This window comes from Sorangium sp. So ce363, from assembly GCF_051520435.1.
GTDB lineage: Bacteria > Myxococcota_A > Polyangia > Polyangiales > Polyangiaceae > Sorangium > Sorangium cellulosum_B.
This window is the reverse complement of the sequence record NZ_CP150333.1, coordinates 4,191,581-4,208,613: the sequence shown is the minus strand read 5'-3', so window position 1 is coordinate 4,208,613 and position 17,033 is coordinate 4,191,581. Positions and strand designations below refer to the sequence as shown.

Below are 17,033 nucleotides of genomic sequence, written 5' to 3'. Positions count from 1 at the left end.
GCGGATCTCGCGGGCGCGCGCGTGCGGGGACTCGGTCCCTTCCTGCGCGGGCGGAGCCCGCGGTCGCGTCAGGGGACGCCATCTCGAGAGGTGTCGCGTGGCCTGCGCGGTAGCTCGATCGGATTCAGCGTACCGCCAAGCACAGCCGTAGCAAAGCCCTTGCCTGGCACAGAGAGAGCCTTTGCACCCCATTTTTGCGCGGCGCTCGACCCTCCTCGGGGGGACGCGAGGCTCGCGCTGGCGCTCGGACCCGCCAGCAGTGGAGGCTCTTCCCTCCACCCGCCAGCGCGACGAAGGAAGCGCCGACGCGCTGCCCGCCGCGCAAGCCGAACGCGCGGGTGGACAACGCGATCACCCGACCAGCGGGCGAAGGAAGTCTTCGAGCTGCTCGAGCGTGCCGGAGGAAGCGCGCCATCCGATGTAGCCGTCCGGGCGGACCAGCACGAGCGCATCGCCATCGACGTCGTAGCCGGCGCGCGCGTGCCCGTCCGTGTCGACGAAGGCGCGCCGACCGGCTGGCTCCCCCGGCTGCACCACGGCGCGCGCGTGCACGGCGGGGCCGTACCGGGCGTTCACCCGGGCGACCGTGTCCCCGTGGGCCGCGCCGAAGGCGAGCAGCGTGAAGTGCGGGCCACGGAACACATCGAACAGGCGGACGGGCGCGCCCTCGGCGTCATGACAGGGCGCATCGGGCGCTCGGTCCCCGGCGAGGACGCGCGCCGGCGCGCCGTGATCGTCGCGGGCCTCGTCGCGGGCCAGCGAGCTCCCGCGGTAGCTGATGTCGAGCTGCTGCGTCTCCGGGCCGCGCCGCACCTCGCCCGGGCTTCCCTCCGTGGTCCGGCGATGCAGCCTCGAGGTGAGGCCGAGCATCGCCGCGGCGACGGGAAGCCGCTCCTCCTCGTAGGTGTCGAGCAGCGCCGCGGGCGCTCCCGCCAGCACCTGGCCGAGCTTCCAGCCGAGGTTGTAGGCGTCCTGGATGCCGGTGTTCAGACCCTGCCCGCCGGCCGCGGGGTGCACGTGCGCGGCGTCGCCGGCCAGGAACACCCGGCCGGCCCGGTACCGGTCCACCATCCGCACGCTGGGCCGGTAGAGCGACAGCCAGCTCGCGTCGTGCAGGCGGACATCCGAGCGCCCCGTCCGCTCGTGGAACAGCCTCTCAACGGCCTCCACCGTCAGCTCGGGCGCCTCGTCGCCGTCGATCGGGATCAGGATCTGGAAGCGCTCGGTGCCGGGCAACGGGCACAGCGCGACCGGGCCGCCGCGCGCTTTCGGCCAGGCGTGCCAGCGCTCGCGGTCCAGCCCGTCGGCGCGGACGTCGCCCACGAGCGCCCGGTCCGCCTCCAGCGTCTCCCCCTGAAAGCCGACGCCGAGCGCGCGCCGCACGAAGCTGCGCCCCCCGTCCGCGCCGACGAGGTAGCCGGCGCGGACCCGCTCCGTCTCGCCCGCCCGGATCAGCGTGGCGGTCACGCCGTCGCCGTCCTGCTCGAAGCCGGTCAGCTCGGTGGCGAGCTCGACACGGACGCCGTGCTCCGCGAGCCGGGCGCGCAGGATCTCCTCCGTCCGCCATTGCCCGAGGAGCAGGATGTTCGGATAGGGCACGTCCGGCGTCGTCGCGCGCCGCTCGAACATGGCCCAGTCGCCCAGCACCGCGCCGCCGTCGTAGGCGCGGATCAGCGGGTAAGGGGCTCCGGCGGCCATCGCCGCGTCGATCACCCCGAGATCGTCGAGGACCTCGAGGGTGCGCGGCTGCACGCCTTTCCCGCGAGAGCCGGCGAAATGGGCTGGTGCCTTGTCGACGATGCGGCACGCGACGCCGCGGCGGGCCAGATCGCACGCGAGGGTCAGGCCGGTGGGCCCCGCCCCCGCGATGAGGACATGCGTGCTCAGCGACGGATTCATTGGCTGTCTCCTGTCAGGTGAAGTCACCCCATCTTGGAAGCTGTCGCTTGCCTCGTCAGCTTGTGTTCTGCCAGCATGGATCCATGCGCAAGCGGGACGCCGCCACGCCGAGGAAACAGCCGACGCAGGACCGGTCGCGCGCCACGGTCGAGGCGCTCCTGCAGGCGACGGCTTACATTCTGGTCCGGGACGGGTACGCGCGGCTGACGACGAACCGCGTGGCCCAGCGGGCCGGGGTGAACGTCGCGTCGCTGTACCAGTTCTTTCCGGGCAAGGAGGCGCTCGTGGCCGAGCTCCACCGCCGGCACATCGAGCAGGGCCGCGCGGCCGCGGCCGCGGTGCTCGCAGCGCATCAGGGGCAGTCGCCCGATCGGGTGGTCCGGACGATCGTGGAGGCCGGCATCGCCGCCCACGCCGTGGAGCCCGAGCTGCACCGCGTGTTCCTGGAGCAGATGCCGCGCATCAAGGCGACCCGGTCCGCGGCGAGCGAGGGCTTCCTGCTCGAGGAGGCAAAGCAGCTCCTCGCGGCGTGGGGTTGCCCGGCGCCGGACGTGGAGCTCGCGTGGTGGATCACGCAGACCGCGGCGCACGCGGTCGTGCATCAGGCGATCGTCGAGCGGCCCGACGACCTGCGCTCCGGCGCGCTGGCCGAGGAGCTCGTGCAGCTGCTCGAGCGCTACCTGCGCGGGAAGCAGACCCCAGGGCCCTGCGCCGGCGCGGGGCGGGAGGACATGTGATCTCGCCGAGGGCGCCGAGGGCGACTGCCCCGCGTAGCCTCCGCGCGCTCAGCCGGGCGAGACCATCTCGTCGTAGCCGCGGCCGCTGAACTGGAGGAGGCAGACGCCGTGGCCGAAGGGATCGGCCAGGCGGAGCATGCGCCCCCACGCGGCCACCTCGATCTCGGCTTCGGGGACCGCGCCTGCCTCCTGCGCGCGGCGCGCGGCGGCCTCGAGATCGTCGACCACGAAATCGAGGTGGACCGGCGTCCAGTGACGCCGGTAGTCGCGCGGGGACGCACCGGCGGCAGGCTCGCTGCCGGCCGGCTTCACCAGGAGGTAGATGGGAGCCGCCGCGCCGAGGAGCTCGACCCCGGAAGCACCAAAGCGCCGCCCGACGCGCAACCCGAACGCACGCGTGTAGAACGCGATGGCAGGATCGAGCGCCGGTACATCGATGTTGACGAGCAGGTCGGACATGCGATGAGGATAGCAGCAGGGCACGTCGCGACCCAGCATCCGGTTCACGGCCGCCTCTCGGGTGATCGCCATTCGGGGAGCGCGCCGGCGACCTCGTGAGGGTGTTCCACTCGGATTCGCTCAGATGGGTGCCTCGTCCAGGGCCGCCTCCGCGATCTCGTCGGAATACAGCTCCGCAAGGGCGGCGAAGCCGGGCTGGCACGCTTCCATCAACGCCCGGCGCTCTCCGGGCGCGAGCTCGCTGAAGCGCGAGCGCGCCGGACGCACGATGCCCGCCATGCGTTCGATCCAGACGTCATCTACGTCGACGCCGATGAACTCCATCAGGCGAGCGATGGTCGGGCGCGGCGCTTGACCGAAGTCCTCGTAACGAAGCGTCAAGAGCCGCCCGGGCGCGACGCCCGAGAGCTCGTCGAGCCCCGTCACGATCTCGCCGGACCAGTAATGACCGCACAGCGGCAGCGGCGTCTCGTAGCGCAGGAAGGCCTCGCGATCGAAGCGCTCGGGCAAGAACGGGAGCAGCTCCTCGGGCACGTCGTCCACGTACGCGCGGTCCCTCGATTCCCACGGGTCGACGCCGAGGATCTCGGTCAACTGAACCGCGATCAACGCCATGCGAAACCCGAGGTGACGGCTCATCGAGATGGCGCAGGTGCGGCCGTCGCGGACCAGGTGCACGAAACGAGCGTCGGGAAAGTTCTTGATCAGCCGGCGAACGAGCCGCAGCGAGCCCCCGGAACGCTCGACCCACGCTCGCTTGCCGAAGCGGTGAGCGAGAAACCCGAACACCTGGGTCTCTTCGAGGACCTGAAAGTACCACTGGCAGAGCTCCACGAGGGGCACCTCGGCGTACGCAAAACGCTCGCACCCCCGGAGCGCCGCGTCCGTCCGGATTCGCTCGAAATGCTTGTGACCGATGATGTACGAACCGTAGAAGTCCATCCGCTTGTCGAGCTGCTGATCGAGCCAGGAGAAGTCGTCACGCCGGTCGATGAAGATGGGCGCGTGCATACCGAGCAGCTCGAACATCGCGCGCACCGTCGCGCCGGTCTTCCATGGGAATGGATGCGTCAGATGAAACACACCCTCACATGCGTCCTGGAGGGCGATCGCGACGGCCTCCTGGACGACCGCATCGACCGGAACGACGTTCAGGTCGCCATCCGGGTGGACCCTCATCCGCACGGGGGACCGCGAGAGCAAGCCCTTCTGGGTGCGCTCGATCATCCCGCGGAACTGCACGAGCTGGCGAAAGAAACCATAACAGCCCGAAAACGAGGTCGCCCCGAGCGTGCGGCTGTGTCCCACCACGATGCTGGGGCGAAAGATACGAACGCGCCCGTTCGCCCAGGATGTGACGAGCGTCTCGGCGTCGATCTTGCTTTGCTCGTAGTGGTTGTTGGTCGCGTTGCCGCGGCTCTGCGCCTCGGGGATCGACCCCGTCGCTCGCCCTGCAACGTACGCCGTGCTGATGTAATTGAATGTCCCCGCCCCGAGCTGCCCCGCGAGGGTGAGGACGCGGCGGGTGCCTTCGACGTTGGTCGCCCTGATGACGTCCACGTGACGATTCTCATATTGCAGCGAGCCGCCACATGCCACACCTGCGCGACGCGAGCACCGATCGGCTCGCGGATGCCGCAATCTCGCTCGACGACGTCACCGGCGACGACACGGCACCTGTCGAGCTTCGCGAGCACATCGGTCGCTTCGTAAAGCCTTGCAGCATGGTGGATGGACTGGCGGAACCTCTCGACCGCCCCGGTGTCGCCAGGTCGGACCAGCGCCACGATGTCGTCATCGGTCCGCCGCAGCAGCTCCAGGACGAGCGCGCCGCCGATAAACCCGGTCGCCCCGGTCACGAGATGCGCTTCCTTCATGGCGGACAGCGAGCGTATCGCGTGGCCAAGGCGAGCGGAAGGGCCCTTCCCCTCAAGCCGTCATCGCGCTCTGGGCCGCTCCGTCCGGGCGCCCTGCCAGGAGCAACCTCGACGCCGGCCGCACGATCTCCTCGATCGCCCGCGCGGCCGCCTCGCCGCGCGCCGTGGCGCCGAACCGCCCGTGCGCCGCGAGCTGCGCACCTCCCGCGCTGTCGCCTCCCCCGAGCTCCGCGCGCCCGAGCCCCGCGAACACCTCTTCCACCGCCGCGCGCACCCGCTCGCCGCCCGCGCGGATCGCCCACGCCACCGTGCCCCACGCGAGCTCCGCGTGCCGCGCTTCGTCCGCGGCGATGATCGCGAGCGCGCTCCGCACCGCCGGGTCCTCCGCGGCGCCGAGCTCCTCGGCCGCGATCACCGCCGCGATGGTCTCTCCGATGCACCCCTCCTTCGCGGCGCGCGCCGCGATCGACGCGAGATCTGCCTCGACCTCCACCCGCCCGTCGAAGGGAAACGCGCCCGGCGCGATCGCCTCGCCCGCATAGGCGCTCGCGAGGGCAAAGCAGAGGCGCGCGTGGCGGGCCTCGTCGAGCGCCGCGCGGTGCGCCTCCTCCACGAGATCAGCCGGCGCGCCCGCGGCGAGCAGCTCGAGCGCGAAGCGGCCGAACGAGGCCACGGACGCGTGCTCGAAGAGCGCGTCGCGCGTCCACGCCGCGGCCAGCGCCGCCCGCAGATCCGCGGCGAGATGATCGATCCGCGGCGCGACGGCCTCCGCCGCGCCCCACCCGGCGCTGCCGCGGGCGCGGACGAACGGCGCTGTCCGCGCCGCCTCCTCGACGAGGTACGGGCGCCCCTCGCACATCGGGATGAAGTACGCCTGATAGCAGCACTGGCCGTCCTGCAAGGCTCCATCGCTCTTGACGCTGTGCGATCCGAAGCCGGACCGATTGAGGATCTCCTGCGCCTCCGGCCGCGAGGGGCACGCGACAGGCTCGCTCCCGCCGGCACCTCCGCCGCCCCCGGCTCCCCCCTCGCCGCCAGCATCTCCGAGGCCGTCAGCATCGTCCTGCGGCCACGCGAAGCAGGCCACCTTGGAGACGGGCTCGGGATCCTCGGGACAGCTGCTATAGGCAGTGGTGCAGCCGGCGGCGCCCCCCGCAACGGGGAGCGCGAGCAGGGCGAAGAGGCGATGGGCAAGCGTGCGGCGGAAGGCATGTGCGGTGTTCATCGGGCACCTCGTGGATGAAGAGCAGGTCTGGACGCACTTGCACGACGCATGCCTCCACCGAATTCAGGCCAACTTCGAGCTCCCGCGCCGGCAGAGTATGGTCGGGCAGTCATGGGGGTGGCGGGCCCGAAGGCGGGGCCCCTCCTGAGGCCGGCCCCTCCACTCCTGTTCATGCATCGTCGCCAGACTGGCGGGGAGAGCCGCGGACTCCCGGGCAACCTGACCAGCTCCCTTCGCCCACGCCACGCTCACGCAGCTTTACGCCCTCTCGCGGATAGGGCACGTCCCTTTCCATGGAGGAGCCTCGAACCCCGACCGACGCGCAGCCCCCCGCCCCCGAGGCCGAACCGCCGGAGTCGCTCGAGGCGCTCGTGCCGAAGCGCAGGCTCTGGCCGGTCTTCGCGGTGCTCGGCCTCGTGATCGCGGCGGCGGGCCTCCTCGCCTTCCGCTCGATGACGGCGACCGATCCGCTGCGCATCCTCGTGGCGATCGATCTCGACGGGTACTGGTGGGAAGGGTCGCAGCCCGCGGCGAGGCTGGCCGACGAGCTCGGCGAGCACCTCGCGGAGCTCGGGTTCGATCCCGTGAAGGGCGGCGACCCGAAGGTGATGAAGGCGCTCGAGAGCGCGAAGGACCCGAAGGAGGCCGCGAAGGCGCTCGGCGCCGGCTTCATCATCGAGGCGCGCCTCGCGCCCGAGATCGTGGAGCACCCCATCAAGGAGGGTTACTTCGAGCTCCGGGTCGACGCGCCGGTGACGCTCACGTTCCTCGACAAGGGCACGTCGACCGAGGGGCGGATCCGCGGCTACTCCGGGGCGACGAAGAAGGACCGCGCGATGGCGCTGCTCGCGAACTCCATGGCCTCTCAGGCGCTCGACGCGGTGATCGCGCAGCTCATGGACCACCCCTCGGTGCGCGAGATCACGGAGGGATCGGACATCAAGCTGCTGGAGCGGCTGGCGTCGGCGCGCAGGTTCGTGAAGGACCGCGCCGCGAACCTCGACCGGGCCGCCGGCGCGTACGCCGCCCGCGCGAAGGAGATCGAGGCCGAGGAGCAGGGGCGCGTGACCTTCCTGTCGCCCCAGGCGGCGGAGGACCTGCTCGTGGGCACCGCCGAGGGCGGCTATTTCGTCAAGACGGCCGATGTCTCGGTGTTCCACTCGGTGAGGTCCAGGGACCTCGCCCGCAGCGAAGCGCTGGAGACGCTCGAGTGGCGGCCGCTCGATCCGCCGGCCGTCCCCACGACGGATCCCGGCGCGGTCAAGCCGATGTGGAGGGGGTATCACGTGTACTCGTACCCGTCGTCGCAGCGCGACGGCGACCGGGTCGCGCTGGTGGAGGACTTCTTCGGCTGGGCGAAGACGATCACGGTCGTCGACCGATCCGGGCAGAGCAAGCGCGTGCGCGTCGATCCGGAGCACCGCTTCGTCGACCCGAAGCTCGCCCCCGGCGGCAGGTTCGTGGCGGTCTACGATCGCCCGGAGGAGGGCGCGCAGGCCGATCTGATGGTGCTCGACACCGACGGCGGCAAGGAGGTGTTCGGCCTCCACACCGAGAATGAGTCGCTCGGCGGGTTCGCGTGGCTCGACGAGACGAGGCTCGCGTTCGTCTACGTGCCCGACGCGTCGGAGGGCGACGCGCCGCACCTCGCGGTGGTCGACGTGGGCAAGCAGCCGCTGTCGATCGAGCGCCCGTTCCGCGCGAAGCCCGGGGAGGATCTGCGCAACCCGGCGGCGTCGAGCGACGGGACGAAGATCGTGTGCGTCGTCGACGGCGCCGAGCCGGGGATCGCGGTCATCGACACGGCGACGTGGCGCCGGAAGGTGTACGCGGCCCCGGGCGGGGCTTCGTGGCCCGCGTTCTCGCCCGACGCCGCGCGCGTCGCGTTCGAGGCGCGGGGCGCGGGCGGTACGGACATCGCGGTGCTGGCGCTCTCCACCGGCGAGATCAAGAAGCTGACGGTGGGCTCCGCGACGGAGCGGGTGCCGCGGTTCTCCGCCGATGGGAAGCGCGTGCTGTTCGAGGTGCGGTACCGCGACCCGGTTTTCCCGCAGAAGCGGTCGATCTCGCGCATCGCGAGCGCGGCGGTCGAGCCGTGAGCGCGCCCCTCCCCCCTCCGCAGCACGGCGCCAGCGCCCCGCAGAACGCCGGCGCCCCGCCGCCGGACGCCGCCGCTCCTCCCGGCGAGGAGAGCGCCGCGACCGCGATGTTCTACCGCATGTCGGCCGAGCGCCTCCGCGCGCGCTGCCTGTGGAGCGGCCTCGCGCTCGCGCTGTCGGCGCTGGTGCCGTACGAGGTCGCCTACGGCCACGGGATCTTCGTGTGGAGCGTGCTCCCCGAGCTCGCGCCCGCCGCCCAGGTCGCCGCGCTCGCGCCCGCGATCGCGGGCCTGTGGCTGCTCTTCCTCGGCGCGCGCACCGCGCGGCGCGCGGGCCTGCTCGTCGAGCGGCCGACGTCGCGCGCCATCGCCGTGCTCGCCGCGTTCGTGGCCGTGAACGTCGCCGTGTGGATCGGCCGCCGGAGCTCGGCGTGGGACATGCTGCCGCTGCCGGACAGCCTGGTGACGCGGCCGGCCCCGTTCCTCGCGGTCTTCGCGTTCACCGCGGCGGGCGTGGTGCTGCGCTTCCACGCGCGGACGCGCAGGGGCGGCAGCGCGCTGCTCATCGCGTCGCTCGCCGCGGCGCTCGTCTTCTACTTCTGGCCGTCCCGCGGCGAGATCCCCGCGCAGACGATCGCGCGCGCGGCCGTGCTCGTCGCGACGCTGCCCGACGCCCGCTTCCAGCTCGGCTACGGCATGGTCCTGCTCTTCGTGCTCGGCCCGCTCGCGATCGCCCTGCTGGGCCTCTCGTACGCGCGCAGCGTGCCCCGGCGCGAGCACCCGGGCCTCGCGATCGCGGCCGTGTGGGCCATGCCCGGCCTCATGCTGCTCTTCGTGTACCGCGCGTTCCTCTCGGGCGGCTGGGGCGTCGAGGCGGGCACCGTCGCCTTCTTCGCGCTCCTGCTCGCCGCGGTCGTGGCGGCGCTCGCCTCCGCGATCGAGGTGCTCGCGCTCGGCGTGATGGTGCCCGAAGCCGAGCTGGAGCCAGGCATCGGGGCCAGCGCGGGCGGCGCCCGGCCGATCATGGCGGCAGGCGCGGCCGCGGCCTCGGTCGCCGCGCTGCTGGGCGCGCTGCTCGTGCTCGGCCGCCCCGCGCCGAAGGGCGTCGACTGGAGGCTCGGCGCGCCCACGGCCGAATGGGACCGGGTGTACGGCGAGCTCTTGCCGAGCTGGGAGCGCGCGCGCATCGCCCGCGACGCGCACGCGCGCAGCGGACGCGCGCAGGGCACGGGCGCGGAGGCGCAGGTGCTGACCAGGGCGCGCAGCCGCGAGATGCTCGCGGTCGCCAGGGCGCAGCCCGACGGCGAGGACGTCGCCGCGGCGCTCGCGACGCTGGCCGCTCAGGTGGACGATCTCGAGCTCTCCGGCCGCGCGTTCGGCCGGCTCGTCGCCGAGGCCAACGACGCAGCGCGACGCGCCGGGCTCGGGTACTACCTCGACGCGGCCGTCAATCTCAGTGTCTCGGCCGACGGCGCCACGCGGCGCTTCTACACCACGCCTTACCGGGTCAGGGAGGTCCACGCCTACCGCGTCGGCGACGACCGCTTCGCGACGCTCCTCGTGGAGCCGATGACGGGCGAGCGCCGTGTCCACCTCGGCTTCTCGCGCGACCAGGATCCCTTCGCGCTCGTCCTCGGCTCCGAGGTCCGGTCCTATGCCGAGCGGTTCGATCAGGAGGGCGCGACGTGCCACGCGGCGGCGGACGGCGCTCACGCCGGCGCCCTCGCGCGCTGCGACGCCGCGCTGGCGAAGCTGCGCGAGCGCCTGGGCTCCACGCTCGAGCGGGCCGTGCTCGCCGGCACCGAGCGGCACGAGCTCCAGCACCAGATCGACGGCCCTCACCTGCCCCTCTCGCCCGCGGTGACCGAGCTGCTCGCCGGCTTCTCCGACGAGGCGCAGGACCGCGTGAGCCGCGAGCTCTCCGCGTACATCGCCGAGATGACGGCCGGCGACGCGCCGCCGCAGCTCACGCTCGTGCACCTGTTCCCCTTCGGCGTCGTGGCCCGCGGCGGCGCCGAGCGCCGGGTGGCCACGCTCGTCCTCGAGACGCTCTCCGGGAAGAAGCTGCGCTTCGGCGCGCGGGAGGTCGACCCAGACACGTACGCGCAGGCCTTCGAGGAGCAGGTCAGCCGCGGCGACGACGAGCTGCGCGAGGCCGCGCGGCGGGGCTACCGCGAGCACTTCGGGGTGGATCTGCAGGAGCCCGTGCGGGAGTGACCGCCCCTCTCGCCTGGAAGCGCCGCCGCGGCAGCCAGCCCCGCTCTCCTGTGCGCCTCAGGGCAGGACGCGCGTCTCCCGCGCCGCCGACAGCGCCGCGCCGCCGGCCCACGGCTCCATCCGGTCTCCCAGCGAGGCGCGCACCTTCGCGACCTCGTCCCGCGTGATGGCGGGCGCGCTGTTCCCCCAGCTCGACCGGACGTAGGTGAGCACCAGCGCGACGTCCTCGTCCGACAGCGTGACGCCGAGGTTGGGCATCACGTCGTTGTAGAGCGCGCCGTTCACCTCCATCGGGCCGGCGGCGCCGAGCAGCGTGATCCGGATCGGCGTCTCCTTGTCCTCGAGCAGCCATGAGGAGCCGGTGAGGGGCGGATAGCGGCCCGGCTTCCCCTCCCCCCTGGCCTGGTGACAGTTGGCGCACGAGCGATAATAGATCTTGCCGCCCTGGGCGAGGTCCTCGGCCGGGACGCCGGAGGCCGCCACGCCGCCCGTCGGCGTCCGGGCGTCCAGCTTCCGGAGGACCATCCACGGCAGCGCGAGCACGCCGAAGGCCACGATCAGCATGATCACCACGACGTGCGCCGTGCTCTGCGCTCCGTCTCGAGCGTCGTCGCGCTTGCTTGTTGGACCCACGGGGTGCTCCTCCGCCGCAGGTGAAGCGCACACGTCCGCGGCCGTCAAGGATCCCCTGACGCCCGCGGACGCGCCTCGGCTCGGCGCGACTACGCGGTCGCCGTGGCTACGGCGATCCCGGCGCTCTCGCTCCTCGCGGCGGCGGCGCGCGGCGCCTTCTTGCGGGTGACGCTGCGCCGGCCGTCGATGCTGACGGGCGCGTCCCCGTCCACCGTCACGCGGCGCACCACGCGGACCTGATCGCCGTAGTCGTTGATCGCGTAGTGCTGCGTGGCGCGGTTGTCCCAGACCGCCACGTCGCCCGCGGCCCAGCGCCACCGGACGGTGTTCTCGAGGCGCGTGACGTGCTCCTGGAGCACCTGGAAGAGGTGCGTCGAGTCGTGGGACGAGACGCCGAGCAGCCGCTTGACGAAGTGGCCGAGCACGAGCGACCGCTCCCCGGTCTCCGGGTGGACGCGCACGACGGGGTGCTCGGTCTCGTACACGGTCGACGTGAACACCTCCTGATAGCGCCGCACGTCATCCGCCGACGAGTTCGGCTTCCGCGCCTGGTAGTCGTACTCGTTGCTGTGGACCGCCCACAGCGTGTCCGCGAGCGCGCGCAGCGCGGGCGGCAGATCCTGGTACGCGGCGACCGTGTTGGCCCAGACGGTGTCGCCACCGTACGCCGGGATCACGAGCGCCCGGAGGATCGAGGCCCTCGGGTAGGCGTCCACGAACGTGACGTCGGTGTGCCAGGAGTTCGCGCGCCCGCCCTCCCGCGAGTCGAGCTCATGGATGTAATCGGTGCCATTGACCACGGGCACCGTCGGGTGCGCGACGGGCTTGGCGCCGAACAGCGTGGTGAGCGCCTCCTGCGAGCCGTCGTCGAGGTGGTGCTGGCCCCTGAAGAAGATGACCTTGTATCGCAGCCAGGCTTTCCGGATCTCGCTCACGGTGGCGGCGTCGAGATCGCCGCTGAGGCGCACGCCGCGCACCTCCGCGCCGATCCGGCCAGCGACGGGGACGATCTCGAGGACGTTGTTGCTCTGGTTCTGTGTAGCGCTCATGCGGAATTCTCCTCGTGGCAGAGAAAGCGAAAAGGGTGCTGGGATGGCGTCGCGGTGCGGTGGTCGGCCATCGACCTGTCAGCTCAGTGCGACGCCGGTTTGTGTGCGATGGCGAAGAGCCGCTTCCCCTCGAGCCGGATGCCCTCGGGCGTCCGGAAGGCCTCGAGCTCGCGCTGGATGTCCTCGATGGCCTGGCTGCGCAGCGACTCGGGCAGGTGGCCGAGGAAGTTGCCGAACGAGCTTGCCTGCGAGAAGGCGATGGCGGCGCGCCCGTCCGGCTGATGGTGCACGTTCTCCTGGGCCTCGATCTTCTGCACGGTGAAGCCGGCGCCCCCGAGCAGCCCGGCGAGCTCCACGGCGGTGACCCAGTGGGGCGTCCCATCCCGGGACTCCGGATAACGCGCGTAGGGCTCGCGCGAGAGCACCTCCCGCTTGATGGCCTGCAGGCGGTTCGGGTGATCCTTCGCGCCCGTGGCGAGCCCGATCCGGCCCCCCGGCTTGAGCAGGCGGTGGATCTGCCGCAGCGGCTCGGTCTTCTCGGGGAGCCAGTGGAAGACGGCGTTGAGGTACACGACATCGAAGCTGCCGGAGGGGAGCCCGTCGAGCGCGTAGGCGTTGCCGACCTGGAAGGAGAGGTTCGCCTTCGCCTTCTGCTGGGCGATCTCCACGCGCAGCGGCAGCGGGTCGATCCCGAGCACCTTCCCGGTCGGCCCGACGAGGCCGGCCACGTGCTCTGCGAGCAGCCCGGTGCCGCTGCCGACGTCGAGCACGTGATCGCCGGGGCGGACGCCGAGCTCGGCGATCAGCCGCTTTCCATGGCGGAACTGCCGATCGGCGCTGCGCACCTCGTAGTCCTGCGCGAGCTGGGGCGTATCGAAGACGAGACTGAGACCACTCATGCGACGGCTCCGTGAAAAGGTTGTTCTCGGGCGCGCTCGGCGGGGTGACGGCCCGGGCGGCGCGCCGCCGCGCCCTCCGTGCCGGGTCGCTGCTCCGACGCGCGCCGTCGTCGTCGGCGGCGTATCGCACGCGCCGTGCCAGGCATTTCCACGCGTTTCGGCCGGACTGCGCGCGCCAGGTGCTGCGTCACGAGCACGCGGTCAGCAGCGCCTGCTGCCGAGGCCGCACCGCGCCCGCCGCGACCGCGCGAGCATGGCGCCGGAGCGGCGCAAGAGCGCGGCGGACAGGCCATGCCGGGTGTCCAAGCCGTGAACGATCCGGCGCTGGACGCGCGGTGTACAGCAAGAGTGGACCATTCGATAGGTTCACCTTTTTCAGAGGGCGCCCTGCCCTCATCGGGCTCTGTCGGCTCCACCGCTTCTGTCCGGCCGATCGTCGATTGATCGACGTTCACATCCCTGCGAAGGCAGACGACCGGTGACCGGATGAAGCGCGCGACGCGGGGCGATGCGCGACGCGGCATGGCGAAGGCGTGACTCCACGCTCCCAAGCGCTCCTCTCCTGTGGCAGACTGCGCGCATGCTTTTTCATGTCGTGAGGAACGGTTCACTCGCCGGCGCGCTGCTGCTCGCGGCGGGATGCAGCTCGGGCGGCGGGCAGGCGCAGCCCGAGGGCGAAGGGGGGTCGGGCGCCACGGTGGGCAGCGGCGGATCGGGCGCGCAAACGAGCGGCGCAGGCGGCGCTGGTGGCGCGGGAGGCGCGAGCTGCGCAGAGTTCGCGATGCCCACCGACGTGGACTGCGCTGCGCCGCTCGACGGCGTGCTGCCAGTGGACCTGCGCTGTACGGGGCTCTACGGGAACTTCGATCAGCGCGAGCTCGCGTGCGGTGTGCTCGAGTACAAGCCTGCCGTGGAGCTCTGGAGCGACGGCGCCGAGAAGCGGCGCTTCGTGTCGATTCCGAAAGGGCAGCAGGTGGACACGAGCAATCCGGACGCGTTCATCTACCCCGAGGGGACGCAGTTCTGGAAGGAGTTCAGCGTGACGGGCGCGGGCGGCGCGCAGCGCCTCGCGGAGACTCGCCTCCTGCGCAAGACGGCCGCCGGCTGGGTCTACACGAGCTATGTGTGGTCCGAGGACGAGAAGCAGGCGATCCAGATGCAGAACGACTTCGGCGTGACCGATCTCTACGGCACTGGCCACACGGTGCCGAACCGCGATCAGTGCAAGGAGTGCCACGTCGGACGCGTCGATTACGTCCTCGGCTGGGACGCGCTGATGCTCGGCTCTGGCGCCCAGGGGATCTCGGCCGAGACGCTGGTCGAGCTCGGCGTGATCGCGGACGCGAGCCATCTCGCCCTCACGATTCCTGGCAACGAGGTGGAGCGCCAGGCGCTCGGCTACCTGCACGCCAACTGCGGCGTGAGCTGTCACAACGACCTGCCCGAGGCGGCGGCCCACGATACCGGCCTGTACCTGCGGCTCGAGGCGAGCGAGCTCGGCGAAGTGATGGCCACGGACGCCGCCCGGACGGCCATCAACAAGCGCCCCGCGGAAAACGCGAAGTACGAGGGCCTCACGAACCCCGACCCGGCCAACTGGTACGACATCCGGCCGGGGGACCCGTCACGCAGCTTGCTTGTCGCCCGCCAGGTGCTCCGCGGCTTCGAAGGGCAGATGCCGCGCATCGGGACGCACAAGGTCGACGAGACGGGCGTGGAGGTGGTCTCGCGCTGGATCCAGGAGATGAAGGAAACCTACCCGCCGCCTGGACCCTAGTACGGCCTCGCCCAGGTCCGTCTCCGGTTGCGTGCAAGGTAGTGCCGAGCTGCCCGGCCCCGTGGAGGGCCCCTCACAGGCGGCAACCAAGCCCGTTCGGTCACGCTCAAGGCACGAAGCCCGTTCCACCCCCACCATCGGTCACCGACGTGAACGTGAACATGAACGTTTACGTGAACATGAACGTTTACGTGAACATGAACGTTTACGTGAACGTGAACGTGGTCGTGAACGTGGTCGTGGTCGTGGTCGTGGTCGTCAACGGTAAGCCGTAAACGACCACGACCACGACCACGTAAACGTTAGGATGTAGGAGAATGCGGCGCGAAGCGTGGTTAACGCCTATGCCACGGGGCGGGCAACGGGATCGATGTGCGGGAGGCGGAGCGCCCTGGGCACTTCTGACGCCTGAGGGTGCGTGGCGGAGGGCGCTGATGGCGCCCCCCCGAGCCCCGAATGTCGTGAGGCCGGCAGCTCGGATTCCCGCCGACCTCAAGCGTTCGCCAGGATCAGGTCGGTCCCGGGGCGCCGTCCGCGATCCATTTACGCAAGATCTCGAGCTGCGCCGGGCTGACCGTCGGCCCCCCCGTGCTGGGCGGCATCACGCCCGAGATGCACTGCGCCGTGGAGGACTGCTGGCAACCCGCGGCTTCCGCCTTGCCGGCGGCCTTGAGGTAGAGCCAGCTGTGGTCGGGGTCGCCCGGGACGACGAGCTTGAACTGGCCACCGCCGCGGGAGGCGACGTTGACCAGACCGTCGACGATCTCCTTGGAGCTGAGGCGCCCACCGAGCGACAGCCCCGCATTGGGGCCCGACTCGGCGTGGCAGCCGCTGCACAGGTTCGTCGCGCTCTCGAAGATGGGCCGCACCTTCTCGTGGAAAACCCCTGACTCCACCGGCAAAGGCGCATTGGGATCCCTGACATCCTCAGGGTCCAGGTTCTCCTTGATGATCTTGATCTCGGTATCCATCTCGCGGCACTGCGCGACGAGATCGTCCTTCAGCTTCTGATCGGTCGGCAACATCCCCTTGGCGCGCCGGTACTTCTCCCACACGTTGTCGATCCAGCCGTGGAGCTTCCAGAACATGTAGTTGTCGATGTTCGCGTTGGTGTTGTTCACACCGTGCGTCGTGTTGCCCGGCCGCGCCCACTTGGCGTGCAGCACGAAGTGGAGACCCACCCACGGCATGTTGGTCGCCCCCGCCAGCTTCTGCCCCACGTTGCACTGAAGCCAGAAGCCGAGCTCGCCTTCGTCCTTGAACCTCGCGAGGTTCTCGGGCTTGTCGATCTCATCGCCGATTTTCCCGGCTTCGAGGGCGGCCGCGTCCCAGTTCTTCCACGCGGAGCGCCACTGGGACGGCACATCTTCCGCCTTGGTCGGGAACTTGGTGAAGCCCGTGAACTGCTCTTTATGATTGGGCCAGAGCTGCTGCAGCGCCTGGATCATGTGGCGGTGGAACACAAGGAACTGATAGCCGTCGCCGGCGCTCTGACAGTTCTGATCCTGCGGGACCAGCTGCTTGAATTTGCAGATGCCCACCTTGCTCCCGGCGCCCCCGAAGTTGCAGGCGCGGATCGCGTGCCACTCGACGTGAGCGTCCTGCCACCTGTTTTCATACATCCAGTCCAGGACCTGGGGCTGCACCGTCGTATCGACGATGTCCGGACTGTTGTTGCCGGGCGGAAAGAACTCCGCCGGGCCGTCCTTCATGTTGGGATCCGAGTCGCTCGGGTGGGGCATGTACCCGCTCACGCAGTGGTCGTACGCAGGATGGTCGTCCGGACCGCCGCCGACACCGGCACCTCCGGTGCCCGCGCCCGAGCCCGAATCCGCGCCCGTGCTCGCCTGCGAGCCCGCACCGGTGCCCGTGCCCGCGCCCGCGCCCGAGCCTGAGTTCACGCTCGATTGCGAGCCCGCGCCGCCCGTCCCGCCCGTCGTGTCGGGTCCTCCCGCGCCGCCCTCCGACGCGCCGCTCAACGAGTTGCCATCGTCACCGGCGCACGCGCTGAGCAACAACGCGGCCAGCGCGGCGAGCGTGGCCAGGCCCCGCCGGGATGTACGGAGGTCGGTTGCAGAACCCTGGTGCAGGTCGATAAATCGCATGTCGCTCTCTCAGGCTCTCAGGCCGTTAGGCTCAGTCCGTCAGGCGCAACCCGCCTCA

At 71.2% G+C, this 17,033-nt stretch carries 12 protein-coding genes and 1 pseudogene; 4 read left to right on the top strand and 9 right to left on the bottom strand.

All coding sequences use genetic code 11. The annotated features are described in order from the left end of the window. Positions 1-351: 351 nt before the first annotated feature. A complete protein-coding gene (locus WMF12_RS16035) occupies positions 352-1,899 on the bottom strand; it encodes an FAD-dependent oxidoreductase (RefSeq protein WP_437872390.1) in 1,548 nt (515 codons plus the stop codon). 83 nt (positions 1,900-1,982) lie between these two features. Here WMF12_RS16035 and WMF12_RS16030 point away from each other — a divergent pair, with 83 nt between their 5' ends. Continuing rightward, a complete protein-coding gene (locus tag WMF12_RS16030; protein ID WP_437872389.1) occupies positions 1,983-2,636 on the top strand; it encodes a TetR/AcrR family transcriptional regulator in 654 nt (217 codons plus the stop codon). A gap of 48 nt (positions 2,637-2,684) precedes the next feature. Here the strand turns inward: WMF12_RS16030 and WMF12_RS16025 are convergent, their stop codons facing one another. The 4 genes and pseudogenes from WMF12_RS16025 to WMF12_RS16010 form a co-directional block, all read right to left on the bottom strand. Further along, entirely contained in the window at positions 2,685-3,095 is a 411-nt protein-coding gene (locus WMF12_RS16025) for a VOC family protein (RefSeq protein WP_437746514.1), read from the bottom strand. 120 nt (positions 3,096-3,215) lie between these two features. After that, complete coding sequence (locus WMF12_RS16020) at positions 3,216-4,694, bottom strand: SDR family oxidoreductase (protein WP_437872387.1); 1,479 nt, start codon at positions 4,692-4,694, stop codon at positions 3,216-3,218. Next, positions 4,679-4,972: pseudogene (locus WMF12_RS16015) on the bottom strand (SDR family oxidoreductase); the annotation flags it as partial. The pseudogene WMF12_RS16015 and the gene WMF12_RS16020, both read right to left, overlap by 16 nt. 52 nt (positions 4,973-5,024) lie before the next feature. Next, positions 5,025-6,197, bottom strand: coding sequence for a ferritin-like domain-containing protein (locus WMF12_RS16010; RefSeq protein WP_437872385.1), 1,173 nt, complete (start codon positions 6,195-6,197; stop codon positions 5,025-5,027). Positions 6,198-6,490: 293 nt separating this feature from the next. Here WMF12_RS16010 and WMF12_RS16005 point away from each other — a divergent pair, with 293 nt between their 5' ends. Both WMF12_RS16005 and WMF12_RS16000 read left to right on the top strand, forming a co-directional pair. Then, positions 6,491-8,296 (top strand): hypothetical protein, encoded by a 1,806-nt coding sequence (locus WMF12_RS16005; protein ID WP_437872383.1) that lies wholly within the window; start codon positions 6,491-6,493, stop codon positions 8,294-8,296. Beyond that, entirely contained in the window at positions 8,293-10,512 is a 2,220-nt protein-coding gene (locus WMF12_RS16000; RefSeq protein WP_437872382.1) for a hypothetical protein, read from the top strand. The genes WMF12_RS16005 and WMF12_RS16000 overlap by 4 nt, the downstream gene beginning before the upstream one ends. 57 nt (positions 10,513-10,569) lie before the next feature. Here the strand turns inward: WMF12_RS16000 and WMF12_RS15995 are convergent, their stop codons facing one another. From WMF12_RS15995 to WMF12_RS15985, 3 genes are all read right to left on the bottom strand, one after another. After that, on the bottom strand, positions 10,570-11,145 hold the full coding sequence (locus tag WMF12_RS15995) for a c-type cytochrome (protein ID WP_437872381.1): 576 nt from the start codon (positions 11,143-11,145) through the stop codon (positions 10,570-10,572). Positions 11,146-11,234: 89 nt separating this feature from the next. After that, the gene (locus tag WMF12_RS15990) at positions 11,235-12,194 is read right to left on the bottom strand and encodes a TauD/TfdA dioxygenase family protein (protein ID WP_437872380.1); all 960 of its coding nucleotides are present in this window, start codon (positions 12,192-12,194) and stop codon (positions 11,235-11,237) included. 83 nt (positions 12,195-12,277) lie between these two features. Continuing rightward, positions 12,278-13,093, bottom strand: a complete 816-nt coding sequence (locus WMF12_RS15985) for a class I SAM-dependent methyltransferase (RefSeq protein WP_437872379.1) — start codon at positions 13,091-13,093, stop codon at positions 12,278-12,280. 580 nt (positions 13,094-13,673) lie between these two features. On the opposite strand from WMF12_RS15985, the gene WMF12_RS15980 reads away from it, so the two are divergent. After that, complete coding sequence (locus WMF12_RS15980) at positions 13,674-14,870, top strand: hypothetical protein (protein ID WP_437872377.1); 1,197 nt, start codon at positions 13,674-13,676, stop codon at positions 14,868-14,870. A 509-nt stretch (positions 14,871-15,379) separates the two neighbouring features. On the opposite strand, the gene WMF12_RS15975 is transcribed toward WMF12_RS15980, so the two are convergent. Then, positions 15,380-16,975, bottom strand: a complete 1,596-nt coding sequence (locus tag WMF12_RS15975; RefSeq protein ID WP_437872376.1) for a hypothetical protein — start codon at positions 16,973-16,975, stop codon at positions 15,380-15,382. Between the last annotated feature and the right edge of the window lie 58 nt (positions 16,976-17,033).